The 17,050-nt window shown below is 36.3% G+C and carries 14 protein-coding genes; 10 read left to right on the top strand and 4 right to left on the bottom strand.

From position 1 onward, the window contains the following. The first annotated feature begins 186 nt into the window (after positions 1 to 186). From mcm to Q0W25_RS07705, 7 genes are all read left to right on the top strand, one after another. Entirely contained in the window at positions 187 to 2,196 is a 2,010-nt protein-coding gene (gene mcm / locus Q0W25_RS07735) for a minichromosome maintenance protein MCM (RefSeq protein ID WP_298520894.1), read from the top strand. Positions 2,197 to 2,299: 103 nt separating this feature from the next. Beyond that, complete coding sequence (locus Q0W25_RS07730; protein ID WP_067040760.1) at positions 2,300 to 2,707, top strand: translation initiation factor IF-2 subunit beta; 408 nt, start codon at positions 2,300 to 2,302, stop codon at positions 2,705 to 2,707. A 31-nt stretch (positions 2,708 to 2,738) separates the two neighbouring features. Then, a complete protein-coding gene (locus Q0W25_RS07725) occupies positions 2,739 to 3,782 on the top strand; it encodes a 60S ribosomal export protein NMD3 (RefSeq protein ID WP_297827009.1) in 1,044 nt (347 codons plus the stop codon). 8 nt (positions 3,783 to 3,790) lie between these two features. Then, positions 3,791 to 4,753: a tyrosine--tRNA ligase gene (locus Q0W25_RS07720; protein ID WP_298520891.1), complete on the top strand. Its 963-nt coding sequence runs from the start codon at positions 3,791 to 3,793 to the stop codon at positions 4,751 to 4,753. Next, positions 4,754 to 4,966: a hypothetical protein gene (locus tag Q0W25_RS07715; protein ID WP_297827015.1), complete on the top strand. Its 213-nt coding sequence runs from the start codon at positions 4,754 to 4,756 to the stop codon at positions 4,964 to 4,966. A 265-nt stretch (positions 4,967 to 5,231) separates the two neighbouring features. Beyond that, the gene (locus Q0W25_RS07710; protein ID WP_297827020.1) at positions 5,232 to 5,495 is read left to right on the top strand and encodes a hypothetical protein; all 264 of its coding nucleotides are present in this window, start codon (positions 5,232 to 5,234) and stop codon (positions 5,493 to 5,495) included. Next, a complete protein-coding gene (locus Q0W25_RS07705) occupies positions 5,492 to 5,686 on the top strand; it encodes a hypothetical protein (RefSeq protein WP_298520886.1) in 195 nt (64 codons plus the stop codon). The genes Q0W25_RS07710 and Q0W25_RS07705 overlap by 4 nt, the downstream gene beginning before the upstream one ends. Before the next feature lie 112 nt (positions 5,687 to 5,798). On the opposite strand, the gene tmk is transcribed toward Q0W25_RS07705, so the two are convergent. After that, entirely contained in the window at positions 5,799 to 6,377 is a 579-nt protein-coding gene (tmk, locus tag Q0W25_RS07700) for a dTMP kinase (protein WP_297827025.1), read from the bottom strand. A 78-nt stretch (positions 6,378 to 6,455) separates the two neighbouring features. Between tmk and Q0W25_RS07695 the strand changes: the two genes are divergently transcribed. The 3 genes from Q0W25_RS07695 to Q0W25_RS07685 all read left to right on the top strand — a co-directional run bounded on the left by Q0W25_RS07695 (position 6,456) and on the right by Q0W25_RS07685 (position 13,381). Next, positions 6,456 to 8,957 carry a U32 family peptidase gene (locus Q0W25_RS07695; protein ID WP_298520883.1) on the top strand — a complete coding sequence of 834 codons (2,502 nt, stop codon included), beginning with the start codon at positions 6,456 to 6,458 and terminating at the stop codon, positions 8,955 to 8,957. Further along, positions 8,954 to 11,377, top strand: a complete 2,424-nt coding sequence (locus Q0W25_RS07690) for a U32 family peptidase (RefSeq protein ID WP_298520880.1) — start codon at positions 8,954 to 8,956, stop codon at positions 11,375 to 11,377. Before Q0W25_RS07695 ends, Q0W25_RS07690 begins: the two co-directional genes overlap by 4 nt. Positions 11,378 to 11,455: 78 nt before the next feature. Continuing rightward, positions 11,456 to 13,381, top strand: coding sequence for an endonuclease MutS2 (locus Q0W25_RS07685; protein WP_298520877.1), 1,926 nt, complete (start codon positions 11,456 to 11,458; stop codon positions 13,379 to 13,381). A gap of 844 nt (positions 13,382 to 14,225) precedes the next feature. On the opposite strand, the gene Q0W25_RS07680 is transcribed toward Q0W25_RS07685, so the two are convergent. The 3 genes from Q0W25_RS07680 to acgM are packed head-to-tail and all read right to left on the bottom strand — an operon-like array spanning position 14,226 to position 16,836. Further along, a complete protein-coding gene (locus Q0W25_RS07680) occupies positions 14,226 to 14,837 on the bottom strand; it encodes a pyridoxamine 5'-phosphate oxidase family protein (RefSeq protein ID WP_298503087.1) in 612 nt (203 codons plus the stop codon). 5 nt (positions 14,838 to 14,842) lie between these two features. Beyond that, a complete protein-coding gene (locus Q0W25_RS07675; protein ID WP_298520874.1) occupies positions 14,843 to 15,808 on the bottom strand; it encodes a zinc-binding dehydrogenase in 966 nt (321 codons plus the stop codon). After that, entirely contained in the window at positions 15,808 to 16,836 is a 1,029-nt protein-coding gene (gene acgM / locus Q0W25_RS07670) for a radical SAM/SPASM domain protein, ACGX system (protein WP_298520871.1), read from the bottom strand. The genes Q0W25_RS07675 and acgM overlap by 1 nt, the downstream gene beginning before the upstream one ends. Positions 16,837 to 17,050: the final 214 nt, after the last annotated feature.

The following is a 17,050-nucleotide window of genomic DNA, read 5'->3' as shown; positions in this document are numbered from 1 at the left end:
AAAATAAATTTTTAAAAAATTTTTGCAAAAATCAAATAGGATTTCTACAAAGCCTAAAAATTAAAGGAAACTTAAAGAGTAGAACTAAAATTTGACCCCTGACCATTGAAAAATTACATGAAATTTCAATCACCACTTCCTGAAAATCAAATAATTTTTTAACTAGAAAAAATAATAGTATAGATAATGAATTCTACTACTAAATCACAGACATCAATTGCAAAATTTGAAGAGTTCTTTTCCACTTCATACAAGGATGATGTTTTCAAAATACTTGAAAAATACCCTGATGAGAGATCACTCAATGTAGATTACGAAGCATTGGAACTGTTTGATCCTGACTTGGCGGATTTGCTGATAGACAAACCTGAGGAGGTTATCAATGCCGCCCAAATAGCTATCAAAAACATCGACCCGCTAGTTAAGGATGCTGATATTCACATCCGTTTTGAAAATCTAACCAACGTGATTCCATTAAAGACCCTTCTAAGTAAATATATCGGAACATTCGTTGCGGCAGATGGAATCGTGAGAAAGACAGATGAAATAAGGCCACGTATCGAAACAGGAGTATTCGAGTGCAGAGGCTGCATGAGACTGCATGAAGTCGAGCAGACCTCTGGAAACACCATTATCGAACCGTCATTGTGTAGCGAATGTGGTGGAAGGTCCTTCAGACTGCTCCAGGAAGAGTCCAAATACATCGATACACAGACTGCAAGAATGCAGGAACCTTTAGAGAACTTATCCGGTGGAACAGAGCCAAAACAGATGTTGATGATTTTGGAAGATGATTTAGTAGACAAATTAAATCCCGGTGACAAGGTAAGGATAACCGGAACATTGAAGACATTCAGAGAGGAAAGAAGCGGAAAGTTCAAAAATTACATCTACGTTAACCACATTGAACCTCTGGAACAGGAATTCGAGGAACTGCAGCTTTCCGAAGAGGACGAAGAAAAGATTATTGAATTATCAAAAGATCCTTACATTTACGAAAAAATCATCAAATCAACAGCCCCATCCATCAAGGGATACAGAAAGGTAAAGGAAGCTATTGCACTGCAGCTTTTCGGAGGGGCCGCAAAGCAGCTTGAAGATGAAACCAAGCTAAGGGGAGACATTCACATCCTCATTGTTGGGGACCCAGGTATCGGTAAGTCCCAAATATTGAAATATGTTTCCAAACTGGCTCCAAGAAGTATCTACACAAGTGGTAAAGGTACAACAGGTGCAGGACTGACCGCAGCAGCAGTCAGAGACGAGCTTGGAGGATGGTCTCTTGAGGCAGGTGCATTGGTGCTTGGGGACCAGGGTAACGTCTGTGTTGACGAACTGGACAAAATGAGATCCGAAGACAGGTCCGCGCTCCACGAAGCACTGGAACAGCAGACCGTAAGTATCGCAAAGGCGGGAATCATGGCAACACTGAACTCAAGATGTTCAGTTCTTGCAGCGGCAAACCCTAAATTCGGAAGATTCGACAGGTACAAAGTTCTTGCAGAGCAAATCGATTTGCCCGCACCGATCATTTCCCGTTTCGATTTGATTTTTGTCATTGAAGACAAGCCAACCAGAGAAGGGGATTCCGAGCTGGCGGACCATATTCTGAAAATACACAAGGAAAATACCATCCAATATGAAATCGAACCCGAACTGCTCAGGAAATATATTGCATACGCCCGTAAAACAGTTAACCCTAGATTGACTGATGAGGCAATTACAGTATTGAAGGAATTCTATGTAAGCACAAGGAACAACAACCCTGAAGAGCAGTCAGCCGTGCCGATTACCGCAAGGCAGCTTGAGGCAATCATCCGTCTTGCAGAGGCAAGCGCCAAAATCAAGCTTAAAGACACAGTTGACAGGGAAGACGCTCAAAAGGCTGTTGACCTGCAGTTATCATGTCTTAAAGAGGTTGGTGTTGATCCTGAAACCGGTGAAATGGATATTGAAGTATTGGAAGGAAGACCTGCAAAATCCGAAAGGGATAAACTGCAAAGAGTAACCGAAGAAATCGGCAACCTTGAAGAGGAATATGCTGGAAGCGCTCCAATCGATGTTTTAATAACCAACATGAATGAAAAATTCGGACTTAGCGAAGAGAAAGTCAGAAGCATCGTTCGAAACCTCAAGCAAAAAGGAGTAATCTATGAACCAACCACAGGATATTACAAAAGATTATCATCATCTTAAATATCCAACTTTTTTATTTTTTAATGAATTAGCAATACATTAATAAATGATTAAAATAAAATTTAATATATTATACTTATACTAATTTTTACGGAGAGATAATATGGATAAATACGAAGATTTATTAGAAAGAGCAATAGACCAATTACCTCCAGAAGTATTTGAACACAAAAGATTCAAAATTCCTAAAGCTTATTCAGATATCCAAGGTAATAGGACATTCATTAAAAACTTTAAGGATGTTGCAGAAGGCCTAAACAGAGACCCACAACATTTATTGAAATTCTTAATGAGGGAATTAGGTACTGCTGGAAACATTGAAGGCCAAAGAGCAATCCTGCAAGGTAAATTTACCCACTACCTAATCAATGAAAGAATCGAAGATTATGTAGACAAATACGTAATTTGCCACGAATGCAACAGGCCGGATACCAGAATTATCAGAGAAGGTAGAATATTCCTATTGAAATGTGCTGCATGCGGTGCAACAGCACCTTTAAAATCATTATAATTTTACCTTTTTACTTATTTTTATCGATACTATGTTTTGTGTTGAGTGTGGAAGTACTGACAAAAAAATGGTTGGAAACATCTGCATAGACTGCTTTTTAAAAGATTTTCAGATGATTGAATTGCCTGAACGCATTGAAGTTCAAATCTGCAGCCATTGCAACAGCAAACTCGAAGAGGGAAAATGGTCAGAAGAGTTCATTCCAGAAGAGGAAATAATCTACAGGGCACTCGAACGCAACATAAAGATATCAGACGAAGTCTCAAATGAGATAATCAACCTTGAAATTGACCAGATGAAGGGGACAATAGCCAGCTGCTATGTCGAAGTTGTTGGAGAAGTCGAAGGCACACAAATTGAAGAGACTCAGGAAACTGAAGTGAAAATACTGAAGACCGTCTGCCCAACATGCAGCAAACTGCAGGCAGGATATTATGAAGCGGTAATTCAGTTCAGGGCAGATTCAAGGGACATCAAAAAAGAGGAATATGAAAAAGCAGATGAAGTTGTTGAGAGAACCCTGATTAAGCAAAGCAAAAAGGACAAGCTTGCATATTGCCCTCAGATAGCTAAATTGAAAGAAGGATATGACTATTACATCGGCTCTCTGAAAACTGGCCGCAAAGTGGCCGAAGCGCTTAAGGACGAATTCGGAGGAACAATCAAGGAATCTCCAAGACTCATAAGCGAAGACAAATCCACCGGAAAGGGACTCTACAGAATCTGGATTTCCGTCAGAATCCCCGAATTTGAACTCGGAGACATCATCAGATACGAAAATAAGCTTTTACAGGTGAATGATATCGATAAAAACAGAGTGACCTGCACTGATATCAAAGACAGCAAGAAGCATTCCATTCCCCTAAAGCATATGGAAGAAATTGAACTTGTCAAAAAGCAAGAGGAAATAGAAACTACCACAATCATATCAAAATCTCCAAAGACAATCCAGATATTGGATCCTGTCGATTACTCCGCAGTAGATTTGGAAATGAAAGAGGAACTTTCAGACTGCGAGATTGGCGATGAAATAAGACTTATCAAAATTGACGATTACATTTATTTAGTGAATTAAGTGATACCATGAACATTGAAGAAAAAATTCAGTTAATTGAAGAAGGAACATTGGAAGTTATAGACACAGAAGAATTGAAAGAAGTTCTCGAAAAAGATGAACCTATAGCTTATACAGGTTATGAACCTTCCGGAAAAATCCATTTAGGTCATGCAGTAACCGTGCAAAAATTAAAACAATTGCAAAGCTTAGGTTTTAAGATTAAAATCCTTCTTGCCGATTATCACGCATTCTTAAATGGAAAAGGAACCATCGAAGAAATTGCCGAAACCGCAGAATACAACAAGAAATGTTTCCAGGCATTAGGGCTTGATGAAACAACAGAATACGTTTTAGGTTCCTCATTCCAGTTAGAACCTGAATATACCGATAAAGTTTATCAGTTGGCTACAATGACCACTTTAAAGAGAGCCAGAAGAAGTATGGATCAGGTAAGTCGTGCGGACGACAATCCAAAAGTTGCAAGCGTAATTTACCCAATAATGCAAACTGTAGACATGGCGGCTTTGGATGTTGACATTGCACTTGGAGGAATGGAACAGAGAAAAATCCAAATGCTTGCACGCGAAAACCTGGAAAAGATAGGTGAAAATGTTCCTGTCTGTATCCACACACCTCTATTGCATGGTCTTGACGGCGATGCCAAAATGTCATCCAGTAAAGGAAACTACATTGCAGTGGATGATTCCGTAGAAGTAATCACTAAAAAAATCAACAAAAGCTACTGCCCGCAGGGAGAAATTGAAGGCAATCCTATGATTGAAATTGCAGAAACTTTTGTTTTCGCTAATCAAGATACTTTACTTATCAAAAGACCTGAAAAGTTCGGTGGAGACATTGAACTTACACATGATGAACTGATTAAAGAGTTTGGGGAAGGAAACTTGCACCCAATGGACTTGAAAAATGGAATCAAAGACTTCTTGATTGAATTCTTTGCTCCTGTAAGAGAATACATGGAGGAAAATTAAATGGTTGAAGAAAAAGAAGAGTTTGAAATGGGCTTACCCAACGGTGTTGGCGAAGCCATGCTGGCTCATGCGTTTGAAAAGTTTGACATTAAACTGGAACAGACTGAATTCGGCCCTAAAATAATTGGGGAATATGAAGAACTTTTAAAAGCAAGAGAATTTTTAGTTAATGCAATTCAAGAAAGACTAGAAGAATTAGAAGGAAAAAAATAACTTTAAATACTCTCTAACTTTTTTCACAAGGAATCACAGATTCTTTGTTCTATTTTTATTTTTATTAATTTAAATAAATTGTTTATAATTAGTAAAATTGCTTTTAATTAACAATATTGGTCTAATTTCTTACAAAAACTTTATAATACTTATTATTTAATGATATAAATAAAGATTCTTATTTAATTTAGAAAAACAATATTTTAAAATCATTTAGAAAATTATTTATAGTATACTTAGTATACCATATATTGGTGGATATCCAATGATGACTAAAACTATTAAAATCTCTGAAAAAACTCATGAATCTTTATCTAAATTGGCATCAAAAAATGACACATTTAATGATGTTATAACCTTTTTAATTGAATATTATTATGAAAATGAAGATTTTACTGATGAAGAAGCGGAATTATATAATAAGGATATAGAAAAATTTGAAAATGGGAGTTTAGATAATGTATCTGAAATAACATTATCAGATTTAGAAAAAAGAATATCAAAATTAGAAAATGAGCTTAGAAAATGAAATATGAACTATTCCAGCATGACAGGGTTAAAAAATTTTTAAAAAAACATGAAAAAGACAAAAAATTACTTTTAAGAATTGATAAAAAGTATTTTGAAATTATCAAAAATCCCTATGATGATGATTTCAAAAAATTAAACAGTACTAAATGTCCTAAATGTCATAGGGCTAGAGTGGGAATTACAGGATAATTTTCTACGTTTCTGAAAAAAATCACCGAATAGAAATTATTGACATTATTCCCCGTAAAAATAACTATAAAATATTCTGATTCCTAATTTACACCATAAAATTATAAAAGAATTATAAAATGCAATCAGGGCAGATTCCAAGATATGGTGCCACCGCTTTTTTTATATCGGAAGATACCTTGTTTGGCCCGTTGTTTGCATCGATTATCTCATGAGTATAGTTTTCAGCCAATTTTAGGTAATTTTCCTTAACTCCAGTCAAAAATTCCTCATTTTCAAAAGTATCCTCACCGGAAGTTCTTGAAACGGATTTTTTAACATCCAAATCCAATAAAATCAACAAATCCGGTTTTTTAGCATATGTATTTAAAACCTCTACCCATTCTGCAGGTTCCTGATAAGCCAGACTTGAAATGAAAGACCTGTCTGAAATGATTATTTTGGATTTGTCTTCAAGCTTGTCCATTATCAGCATCCTGTCTGCTGCAAAAAGAAGGGCTAGAACTTTTTGAACATGATCTGTTTGGGCATCAGGGCGCCTCAATATTTCCCTAATAAGTTTTCCGACTTCAGAATCTGTAGGCTCAACCAATGTTTCAACCCTAAAACCGTTGGCCTCCAGCCATTCCTTTAAATTTTGAATTTGGGTTGATTTTCCTGCGCCGTCGATTCCCTCGAATACAATATACATAAGATAGAATATGTTTTAATTTAATATATAATTAATTCCAAAAATATTAATGAATAATCAACAAGGTGTAAAATTAAAATGGTTTTAGAAGAATTACTGGCCCCTGCAGGTTCACCGGAAGTATTGACAATAGCTGTCAATGCAGGTGCGGATGCAGTTTATATCGCTGGGCAAAATTATGGTGCAAGAGCTTACGCTAAAAACTTTACAATGGAAGAAATCAAAAAGGCCGTGAATTATGCCCACATGAACGGCGCCAAAATACATGTGACAGTGAACACACTAATCAACAACTTCGAAATCGTTGATGTCCTGAATTACCTCTTTGAATTATACAGGATAGGAGTGGATGCAGTAATTGTGCAGGATTTCGGATTGATTTGGCTTTTGAAGACATTCATTCCTGATTTGGAAGTTCATGCATCAACACAGATGGGAATAAACAACTATTCATCAATCAAATGGGCCTACAAAAACAACATCAAAAGAATAGTCCTTCCAAGGGAAGTCAATATTGAACAAATCAGGCAAACATCCGAGCAGCTTGAAAAAGACAATATAAATATGGACCTTGAAGTCTTTGGCCACGGGGCGTTATGCTATTGCGTCAGCGGAAAATGCTATATGTCCTCCTACAACAGCGGAAGAAGCGGAAACCGTGGAGCGTGCGCCCAGCCATGCAGAAGGGAATACAGATTAAAATACAGAGGATACAATATCGGAAACGGATACCTTCTTTCAACACATGACCTGGCAACCTATGACCATCTGCAGGAGATTTCAGATGCAGGAGTGAAATCCCTGAAGCTTGAAGGCAGAATGAAATCTGGAGACTACATCGGAACCATCGTAAACAGTTATAGAAATCTCCTGGACGGAAATGAAGGAGATTACAAAAAGGACTTACACCTTGTTTTCAACAGACACTTTACCAATGGATACATGATGGGCGACAAGCCTGGAGATGTTATGGGAAGAGGTCATTCAGGCCATGAAGGCCTATACATCGGGGACATCACCAACATCGAGGATACAAAAGTCACCATCGAAATCAAAAACAAGGAGATTCCAATTATTTTAGAGCCAGGAGATGGAATCGCATTCAAATACAACGGAAAAATCAAGGGCATATACCTTGACAAGATCATAAAGCAGGATGAAAATGAAATTGTAATAGACACAACACGACTTGTCAAGGTAGGAACCGAAGTGTTCATCAGCTACTCCAAATCCACTCACGATTACCTGAAACAGTTTGAAACGGAAACAATAAAAAACAATGTCCCAATCAACCTGTCCCTGACTTGGGATGAAGAACTGAACCTTTTTACAAAGGTTGAATATCACGTGGACGGTGAACTGATTAACTTCAGGCACAAGACCATAGGCAAATTCGAAAAGGCTAAAAACAAACCTGTGACTGAAGAGATAATTGAAAATCAGCTTAAAAAGACAGGAGGTACACCGTTCTACATTGAAAACATCAGATTCAACAACATGCCTGAAGATATCTTCATACCGATTGGTGAAATCAACCAAATCAGACGTGAGATTCTTGACAATGCAACCGACCTTTTGAAAAACCATTATACTCCAACCAAAAAAGCAGTCAAGGAAGTTCGCAAAAACATTGCCAAATTCGTTGAAGACTATGAAAACATTAAATGCAGAACTAAAAGGAAAACACCTAAACTATCAATATTCATCGATGATATTAACCAAATCAAGGCGGCTTCAGGATTTGACCTGAAAAGAATATACTTTGACGGTAACTGCCATTACAACAACCCTGACGACTACTTCGCCAATATCAAGGAGACACTGATGAAAGGCAGTCTGATGGCCTCACCAACCGAATTCGTATGGGTTTTATCATCATTCATTTCACAAGAGGAAGCCGTCAAGTGCAGCGAGATAGTAAAAGAGCTTGAAGATGAAGGAATCATCATCTCAGTGATGGGAGACTTTCCGGGAATGGGTGAAATATTCGACTGTCCGATTTATGGAAACCACAACCTGAATGTCTGGAACAGCTTTTGCGTTCGTGATCTGAACGAAGCGGGATTCAGCTCATTAATATTATCCTCCGAACTTTCAGGAAGGGAAATCAGGGAACTGATATGCAAGAACCATGACCGAAACATCGATTTGGAGATGATTGTGAACGGAAACCTGGAAGTCATCGTGAGCAAAGACGACTTCACCAACCTGAATGACGGCAAAGACTTCATCATTTCAAATAATGCTGATTATGCCACATTAGAAGACAAGAAAAGGAAAAAATTCAAGTATAAGATATTTTTCGACTACAACAGGCAAAGCCACATCATAAACAAGGACTGTTTGTGCCTGATTGAGGAAATGAACGAAATTAAAGAACTGGGACTTGACTCCTTGATTCTTGACTGCAGATACTCCAATGAGAAATACACTTCCCAGATTTTATCAATCTACAATGAAAGCCTTAAAAACAAGGATGCAGAGGAGCTTACCAAATACAAATACCAGATTATGGATTTCTCACAGTCCTACATTAACAAAGGCAATTATATTGAAGGCAGATTACACGAGGACAAATGATGAGAATTCCAGAATTGCTTGCACCGGCCGGATCGATGGAACACCTGAAAGTGGCAATAAACGCAGGAGCCAGTTCAGTCTATTTATCCGGGAAAAATTATGGCGCCCGAAAGTTCGCTGAAAACTTTACATTAGATGAAATCCGCGATGCAGTAAACATTGCACACATGCATAATGTCAAAGTTTACGTTACCGTAAACACATTGATTAAGGAAAGCGAATTGGAAAATGTAATCAATTATCTCTCAAAGCTATATTCAATCGGAGTGGATGCCGTTTTGGTGCAGGATTTAGGATTAATTGAATTAATCAACAAACATCTGCCGGACTTGAAAATACATGCTTCAACACAAATGACATGTGAAAATCAGCTGAAACTGGATTACCTTGAAAGCAAGGGAATCAGAAGGGTTGTTCTTCCACGTGAAATGAGAAAAGAGGAAATAAAATCCTTAAATACAAACATGGAACTTGAGATATTTGCCCATGGGGCGTTATGCTATTCCTATTCCGGACAGTGCCTTATGAGCAGTTTCAAAGGAGGAAGAAGCGGGAACAGAGGCACCTGTGCCCAGCCTTGCCGCCAAAAATACAGAATAGACGGCATCAAAAAAGAGGATTATTATCTCTCTCCCTGCGATTTAAGCCTATTCAATCAATTGAAAGAGATATCCGAGCTGAACATCAGCTGCATCAAAATTGAAGGAAGAATGCGAAGCAAGGAATACCTTGCCATTGTAACAAGCAATTACAGAAAGGCATTGAATAAGTTAAAAAGCCATAAGGAAACCGAAAGTGAAGAAATCAGCTTGGCGTTCAACAGAGGATTTACCAAAGGCCAGTTTAACAATGAGTCAAGAAGAAGCATAAGGGCAGGCCATGTCGGACTCAAAATCGGGAAAGTGATATCAAACAGGAAAAATCAGATTGCAGTCAAGCTATATGATTACATCCAAAGCATTCCAGAAAAGGGTGACGGACTGCTGATTGTTAAAAATGAAAATGACTACGGATTGGAAATATCACAAAATCCAATAGTGACAACTCTAAATCACTTCCAAAAGGGCAAACAAAAACAAATCAAGGATTTTACCCGAAAAAATAAAGTGCTGATAGTCAAAAAGGTATGGCAAAATAAAAAAAGTGATTTTGATCTGAATGAATCTGACGTTTATCTGACAAAAAGACATGCATTATCCAAAAAAGCGAAAGAAATTGAAAACAAAGGAAGCAGCTATGTTAAATCAAAGCTAATTCTTACATTTTCAGTGAAAAACAAGTTTCCAAAACTTAAAGGAAGGCTGACACTTGCAAACAAAAGGGAAGTGGAATGCGAAGTTATTGGAAACACCCCTTTTGAAAAGCCATTGAAAAAGAGCGTTGATGCAGAAACAATAAAAAAACAGCTTTCAAAAGTCGACAATTACCCATATCAGATTACACAGATTAACGTCAATTATGATGGAACACTTTTCATTCCTATAAGCAAAATCAACCAGATTAGAAGAAGCCTGTTTGAAAATCTGGAAAAAGCGACTAATGAATTATACTCCCATGACTATAAAAAGATTACATTGGAACGTGAAGAAACCCCCGTTAAAGAATCTGAAGCCAATATCTCATTTTATACTAATAACCTGAATCACCTGAAGGATATTGAGAATGTGAAAAGGGTGTACCTGGAAATTCCACCACAGGACGACAGTTTAGACATCACTTCAAAGGCAGATTACAATATCAACTACATGGTCAGCTTCATCAAGGAAGCATATGAAATTTCAAGAAATAAAGATTACGAATTGATTTGGAAATGGCCAGATATTGCTCACGACAAACTAATTAGAGTTTTGAACAAGGTTAAAGGAATCCTAAACAAGATGCACTACAGAATCCCAATAATGAACAATTGCTTCACCGGCGAGTATGGACCATATTCCATGAATATAACAAATAATGAAAGCATAGACAGTCTTGAAAACTATAAAATCATCACCATATCACCGGAACTTAGAAAAAGGGACTATGAGGAAATCATAAGATACTGCAAAACCCCCGACAAAATAGAATTGATAGTTCAAGGCCATGTCGAACTTATGAAAACCAGATATCCTCTGCTTTACGGTAAAGAACCCAAATCACCATATAAAAACTTTTTAATCGATTCAAACAATAACAAGCACCCCCTCCATAAAAGCATCTCAAAAGAGGAACTCACCATATTCAGCGACAGCGAGCTTTCGCTGATTGATGAAATAAAATACCTGAAAGAAATCGGCTTTTCCAATTTTGCAATTGATGGAAGATATAAGGACGATGACTACTGCAGAATGGTTGACATCTACAGCCAAGCCCTAAACAATACCATTGACAAAAAGGAACTCTTGAAAATCAGCCCAAAAAACATGACCGGCAACTATTGAATATTACTTTTCAGACGCTCTCGGCAATGTTGAATATATATTAAAAGGGATACTATATGTACAAAAGGGTTTGGTAACATGAAAGGGGAAAAAATAACATTGCAAAATATCAAAGGAATTGGGGATAAAATCTCTGAAAAAATAATCAACAGCGTTGGGGGCGAAGAAGAGCTCCAAAAGATAGTTGATAATGTTGATGTTGAAAAAATAGCAAATATCGAAGGAATAAGTCAGAGAAAAGCCATTGAAATAATGAACCAGCTATTGAATAATCCCGAATATGAATTCATCAAAAGCGACAGGGCGATGGAAATCTATGAAGACATCATAAATAAAATACTGTCCTATTCAAACACTTCCTATTCAAAAAATAGGATTCTGCTTCTTTCACCTTCAAAGGACATTGAAAAAATCAATTCCAAACTGGATTTTGTAATGAATGCAAAGGCACATGTTAGCCAACTCCCTATAATAAAACTACGAGGATTGATGAAAAATCTGAAAGAAGTGGAAGAGGCGAAAGCGGAATATGATCCAAGCAAGGTCATTCTTGTAGAAACAGAAGAAGACAATTCATATCTTACAGATTTGGGATTGAATCAGTATTATCCTATAATTACCGCCAGCGATTCCCCATTGCTTCAGGAAGAGATGATGAATTACGATCTGGTGTTCTATGTATATTCACAGGGAATTCTCGATTTTGAAGGAATGCCCAACCTTATAATGATCAATATTGAAGATAACGATTATGAGATTGTTCCGGAAAAGATAATCAACTTCTTTATCCAAAACAGGGATTTATTTGCCAGAGTCCATGAAATCCAAAAAATCAGAAATAAGGAAAGTGTTTTGGGAGAAATCATACCAATAATCAACGAACTTAATATAATCGATAAAAGGGAAGTTGATATTGAAGAACTTGTTAATTCCCTCAAGGATGATATGGATGATGAATTGGAAAAATCCATTAAAAAAGTTGACCTTGAAGGAGATGAAATTCTCAACCTATTAAACAACAATTTCCCGCCAAAGATTAGTAAAATATTTGACGAAATTATCAATAAAAGGAAAGAAATCATCCGTGAAAAAACTGGGTTAAGTTTTGACCCATTCTTAAGGACCTACCCGATACAGATTGATGAAGCCGAAATCCAAAGGGTTACTCTCGAACAATCCTCCAAAAAGGAAAATGACATTTTCGACATTAAAAGAAGTGCAGCCATCGAACTGAATTCAATCAAAAATAAAGCCATCAAGGAAGTGGAAGATGCAATAAGATTCGATTATGAATTCAGCCTTGGAAGCTTTGCTTATGAATATGATTTGTGCCGTCCTGAGTTTGGTGAAGAAATAAAACTAAAAGGCGCTCTTCACTTGGAATTGGCGCTCAAAAAAGATAAGGATTATGTTCAAAAAGTGGATTATCAGCTCACCCAAGATGAAAACATTGCACTTTTGACCGGAGCAAACAGCGGAGGTAAGACAACACTTCTTGAAACCTTGACCCAGATTTCAATAATGGCACAAATGGGACTTCCAGTAAGTGCAGATTATGCTGAAATTAAACTATTTGATGAAATTTATCACTTTTCCAAAAAAAGATCCCTTGATGCAGGAGCATTCGAATCATTCTTAAACGTGTTCATACCAATCGTCACCACCAACAGCGAAAAATTAGTACTGCTAGATGAACTGGAAGGAATAACAGAACTTGATGCAGCAGTTAAAATCATATCCACATTCATCGATATGATAAAGGAATCCAATTCATATGGAGTAATCGTCACCCATATGGCAAGGGAGCTTATGAACTACACCGATATAAGGGTTGACGGTATTGAAGCAAAAGGATTGGATGAAAACTATAATTTAATTGTTGACAGAACACCAAAAATGAATTTCCTTGCAAAAAGTACTCCAGAACTGATTTTAAAAAGAATATATGAAAAATCAGACGATGATTTAAAAGTAGTGTATGCTAAAATTTTAGAGAAATTCTAAAATACATATACTCCTTTTACTGTTTTAAAAATTTACTGGAAAAAATAAGATTTCGAGTAAACGTGAAATATTGCCGTATACTATACAAAATATAATGTACTTTAGATATTAAATTATAATATTTAATATCGACCATATAAATCTTATCAATAATATTTTGGTGTCTTTAAAGTGGAAAAAATGCTTTTTGGAACTATGAGTAAAAAAGGAAGCTATAAAACACATATTAAAGCTAATTGTCATTTAAATTGTCAGTTTATCAAATTAGAAAATTTCGGATGAAATCCAACTAGGCTTCCAATTCGACATCATAGATTGTTTTACATTAACAAGTTAATGGCCAACAATACATAGTAACTTGCTAGGAATAAATAAGAGATAGCAAGCACCATATTTTCAACCACCAAAATATCAATTCTCCAAATTTGATTGGAGTGTTTTTAATTGAATGCTCTTTCCAATTCATTAAAACACCAGTAGATATGATTATTATATTAGTGTTTTAGAATTAGATATTTTCTTTTAAAACTATTTATAATTTCTTATTTTTAAAAATAAAGATTGATTTAAGAATATAAAATTGTTTTTATGATGAAATATTGCTTTAATATAGAAATGAGTAATAAATGAAACTTTTATATACTTTGAGGTTCATAATATTGTATAACATCTTAGGATGTTTGGCCGGCACAGTATCGACCAGCAGATATGATGTTGAATGAGGATGTGTCAAAATTTGTTTAACAAATTTATCCTTATTCAATCTTAAAAAAAAAATCTATTTTTACCCAATTTATTAAATAAAGAAGACTAAAACTCCAATAGATTAGATGAAATGAATCAATTATTCTCTTTTAACAATTGCACTCTTCGGACAATTTTCGTAACATAATCCGCAATGCAAACAATGTTCCTGTGGAATTTCAAACTTATCTTCAACAAAAACTGGAATCTGCTGCGGACAACTTGCCTGACAAGTCCCGCAAGCAATACAATCATCAGTTATCTCAAATCCCTTAACTGTTATTTCAGCATCACCGAATTTGAAGGATTGTCTGAAAATCGGCTTTTGTGTCAAATCAAAGAATTCCATCTCATAATCCTCAATGCAAAAAGGCTCAAGAATATATCTTGCATTTCCTGGATAAACGTTATTCATGAATGGATTGTTTTCAAATATCAAATCTATCCAATATTTTTGATCGTCTAATTTATGGGCTTCACCGCTAATTCTGATGGATTTATTGTCCTTCAAGCTTAGATAACTGACTTTGGGATGATTCATGATTTCTGAATAGACATGCTTTCCACGACCGGTTAAAAAATATATCCTATCATCTTCAATATGCATTATATCAATAATTCTTGACTGAGGATTGCCATTATCATCAACAGTGGACAAAACTGCATCAATCACTTCCCTCAACTGTTTAAAACATTCTTCTTTAGTAACCATATAAACTACTCCAATTTAAATATAATCTTTCCCTGAGCCATGTTTGACTCCATCAAAGCATGTGCCTTTCCAATATCTTCCAAATTATAGAATACCCTTGAAATTTCAGGTTTAATGTTATTTTCAACAATGAAATCAAATAGACTGTCCATTATCTCCTGTGTCGGATAATTGCTGAAAAAAGAAGTGAGGTAACATCCATTTGGAATAATCTTGATTGGATCGAATTCATCCATATACTCAATACCTCCCAAAACACCTGTAACGCAGCATATTCCTCCACTGTTAAGGCATTTCATTGAATCTTCAAGAGTTTTAGGACCAATCAGTTCCAATACTTTATCACATTTTAATTTTTCAGCCAGACAACCATCATCAGCAAAGCACTCATCAGCATCGTTTGACTTTAATATGTCAAATCTCTCCTCGCTTCTGGAAGTTGCAAATATTTCACATCCCATTGGTTTTGCAAGCTGAATTGCAGAAAGTCCCAGTGCAGATGTTGCTCCTCTGATTAATAGAGTGTCCTCCTTTACAAGATTAAGTGACATTAAAGACCCATAGGCAGTGAAATAAGTTTCAGGAATTGCTATTATTTCCTCCAATGTCAATTTGTCAAAAACATCTTCATCAATTTTAAAGACAATTTTTTCAGGAAGCAAAGCATATTCGGCATATCCCCCATCAAAGCTTCTTCCCATTCCACCCATAAGTGCAGCTATCCTATCACCGTTTTTAAATCGAGTATTTGATGAGTCAACTACTTCACCAACGCATTCAATACCTGGAATTACAGGCAATTCAATATAATCCTCATCAGCTTCATAATCCCTTAAAATTACTTCAGCCCTATTAATTCCAAAGCCTAGAACCTTAACTAAAACCCAACCATCCTTAACTTTAGGAATTTCAACTTCGCTAACTTCCAGCTCATCCGCATTACAAGTTTTCTCCAAAACAACTGCTTTCATCATAACACCTCTTTCCAGCATTGAGGATCTGGCGAATACATATCATGGGTTGTTCCGTAGCTTACAGCAGGACACCCTCTGCAAAATCTCAGCAATTCGCATCTGCTGCATTTTTCAAATTTCTCAAATTGTCTGTATTCGTCCATATCATCACCCATGAAAATATCATATACTGATTCATTTAAGGTATTTCCAACCTTGCTGTCCATTCTGCGACATGCAAAGACATCACCTGACGGTAAAATTGTCAAATGACTGTTTCCACAATTGCATCCGTCATAGACAACATCATCATTCAAATTTTCCGGAATCTCATATAACCCTTTTTCATATAAGAATAATGTCCATAGATGATCCTTTAGTGTAAAAAATGTTTTGCTGTCTTTATATTCATTGTATTTTTTCCATACCTTTTCCAAAAGGTTCCTATATTCTTCAGGAGTCATTTGTGTCGCCTTTTCAAGGCTTGTCGGACAATATCTTGCAAAACTGAATAACCCTGCATTATTTTCAACAACAACATCAATCAAATCAGGAATCTCATCAATGTTTGTCTTGGAAACTGTGGTCATGATGCTGGCCCTGACTCCCGCATCCTGCAGGGTTTTGATTTTATCCAATGTAATGTCAAACGAACCAGGTTTTCTAAAATAGTCATGGGTGTCCCTTAGACCGTCCAAAGACAGTTGATATTGTCTGCAGCTTAAGCTTTTAAGTCTTTTTGCAACTTCATCTGTAATGTGGAAAGGGTTTCCCAGTATTGAATAATGAATCTCCTTTTCGTGCAACATTTCAAGCAATTGCCAAAAGTCGGGATGGAGAATCGGATCACCTCCAGTAATGCTGAAATATGGTGTCCTGTTTGTTTTCCGGCAGAATTTTAAGCAATTATCCAAAACAATTTCCATATCCTCATACTTCATTGTTATTAATTCCTTGTCGTTTTCCTCTGAAAAAATATAGCAATGTTTGCATCGCTGATCGCAGTCGTCAAGGATGTGCCATTGAAATGCAAAAAAATCGGCCATAAAAAAACAACTCCTCAAAAAATAGTATATAAAAAAATAAAAGATTTAAGATTGAATCAATCTTAAAATCTGTCTGAACCACAAGCTGTGGTGATATCTGATCCGCATGCAGTGTTAATATCAGAACCACAAGCAGAAGCAGTCACATCACTACCACAAGCAGTGTTAATATCAGAACCACAAGCAGAAGCAGTCACATCACTACCACAAGCAG

The organism is uncultured Methanobrevibacter sp., assembly GCF_947166415.1.
In the GTDB taxonomy this organism is placed as follows: domain Archaea; phylum Methanobacteriota; class Methanobacteria; order Methanobacteriales; family Methanobacteriaceae; genus Methanocatella.
This window is presented reverse-complemented; position numbering and strand designations above follow the sequence as displayed.

What these genes read in the sequence shown, in the direction of transcription:
- mcm (WP_298520894.1), top strand. Translation starts at nt 187, where the DNA reads ATGAATTCTACTACTAAATCACAGACATCAATTGCAAAATTTGAAGAG.
- Q0W25_RS07730 (WP_067040760.1), top strand. Translation starts at nt 2,300, where the DNA reads ATGGATAAATACGAAGATTTATTAGAAAGAGCAATAGACCAATTACCT.
- Q0W25_RS07725 (WP_297827009.1), top strand. Translation starts at nt 2,739, where the DNA reads ATGTTTTGTGTTGAGTGTGGAAGTACTGACAAAAAAATGGTTGGAAAC.
- Q0W25_RS07720 (WP_298520891.1), top strand. Translation starts at nt 3,791, where the DNA reads ATGAACATTGAAGAAAAAATTCAGTTAATTGAAGAAGGAACATTGGAA.
- Q0W25_RS07715 (WP_297827015.1), top strand. Translation starts at nt 4,754, where the DNA reads ATGGTTGAAGAAAAAGAAGAGTTTGAAATGGGCTTACCCAACGGTGTT.
- Q0W25_RS07710 (WP_297827020.1), top strand. Translation starts at nt 5,232, where the DNA reads ATGATGACTAAAACTATTAAAATCTCTGAAAAAACTCATGAATCTTTA.
- Q0W25_RS07705 (WP_298520886.1), top strand. Translation starts at nt 5,492, where the DNA reads ATGAAATATGAACTATTCCAGCATGACAGGGTTAAAAAATTTTTAAAA.
- tmk (WP_297827025.1), bottom strand. Translation starts at nt 6,377, where the DNA reads ATGTATATTGTATTCGAGGGAATCGACGGCGCAGGAAAATCAACCCAA.
- Q0W25_RS07695 (WP_298520883.1), top strand. Translation starts at nt 6,456, where the DNA reads ATGGTTTTAGAAGAATTACTGGCCCCTGCAGGTTCACCGGAAGTATTG.
- Q0W25_RS07690 (WP_298520880.1), top strand. Translation starts at nt 8,954, where the DNA reads ATGATGAGAATTCCAGAATTGCTTGCACCGGCCGGATCGATGGAACAC.
- Q0W25_RS07685 (WP_298520877.1), top strand. Translation starts at nt 11,456, where the DNA reads ATGAAAGGGGAAAAAATAACATTGCAAAATATCAAAGGAATTGGGGAT.
- Q0W25_RS07680 (WP_298503087.1), bottom strand. Translation starts at nt 14,837, where the DNA reads ATGGTTACTAAAGAAGAATGTTTTAAACAGTTGAGGGAAGTGATTGAT.
- Q0W25_RS07675 (WP_298520874.1), bottom strand. Translation starts at nt 15,808, where the DNA reads ATGAAAGCAGTTGTTTTGGAGAAAACTTGTAATGCGGATGAGCTGGAA.
- acgM (WP_298520871.1), bottom strand. Translation starts at nt 16,836, where the DNA reads ATGGCCGATTTTTTTGCATTTCAATGGCACATCCTTGACGACTGCGAT.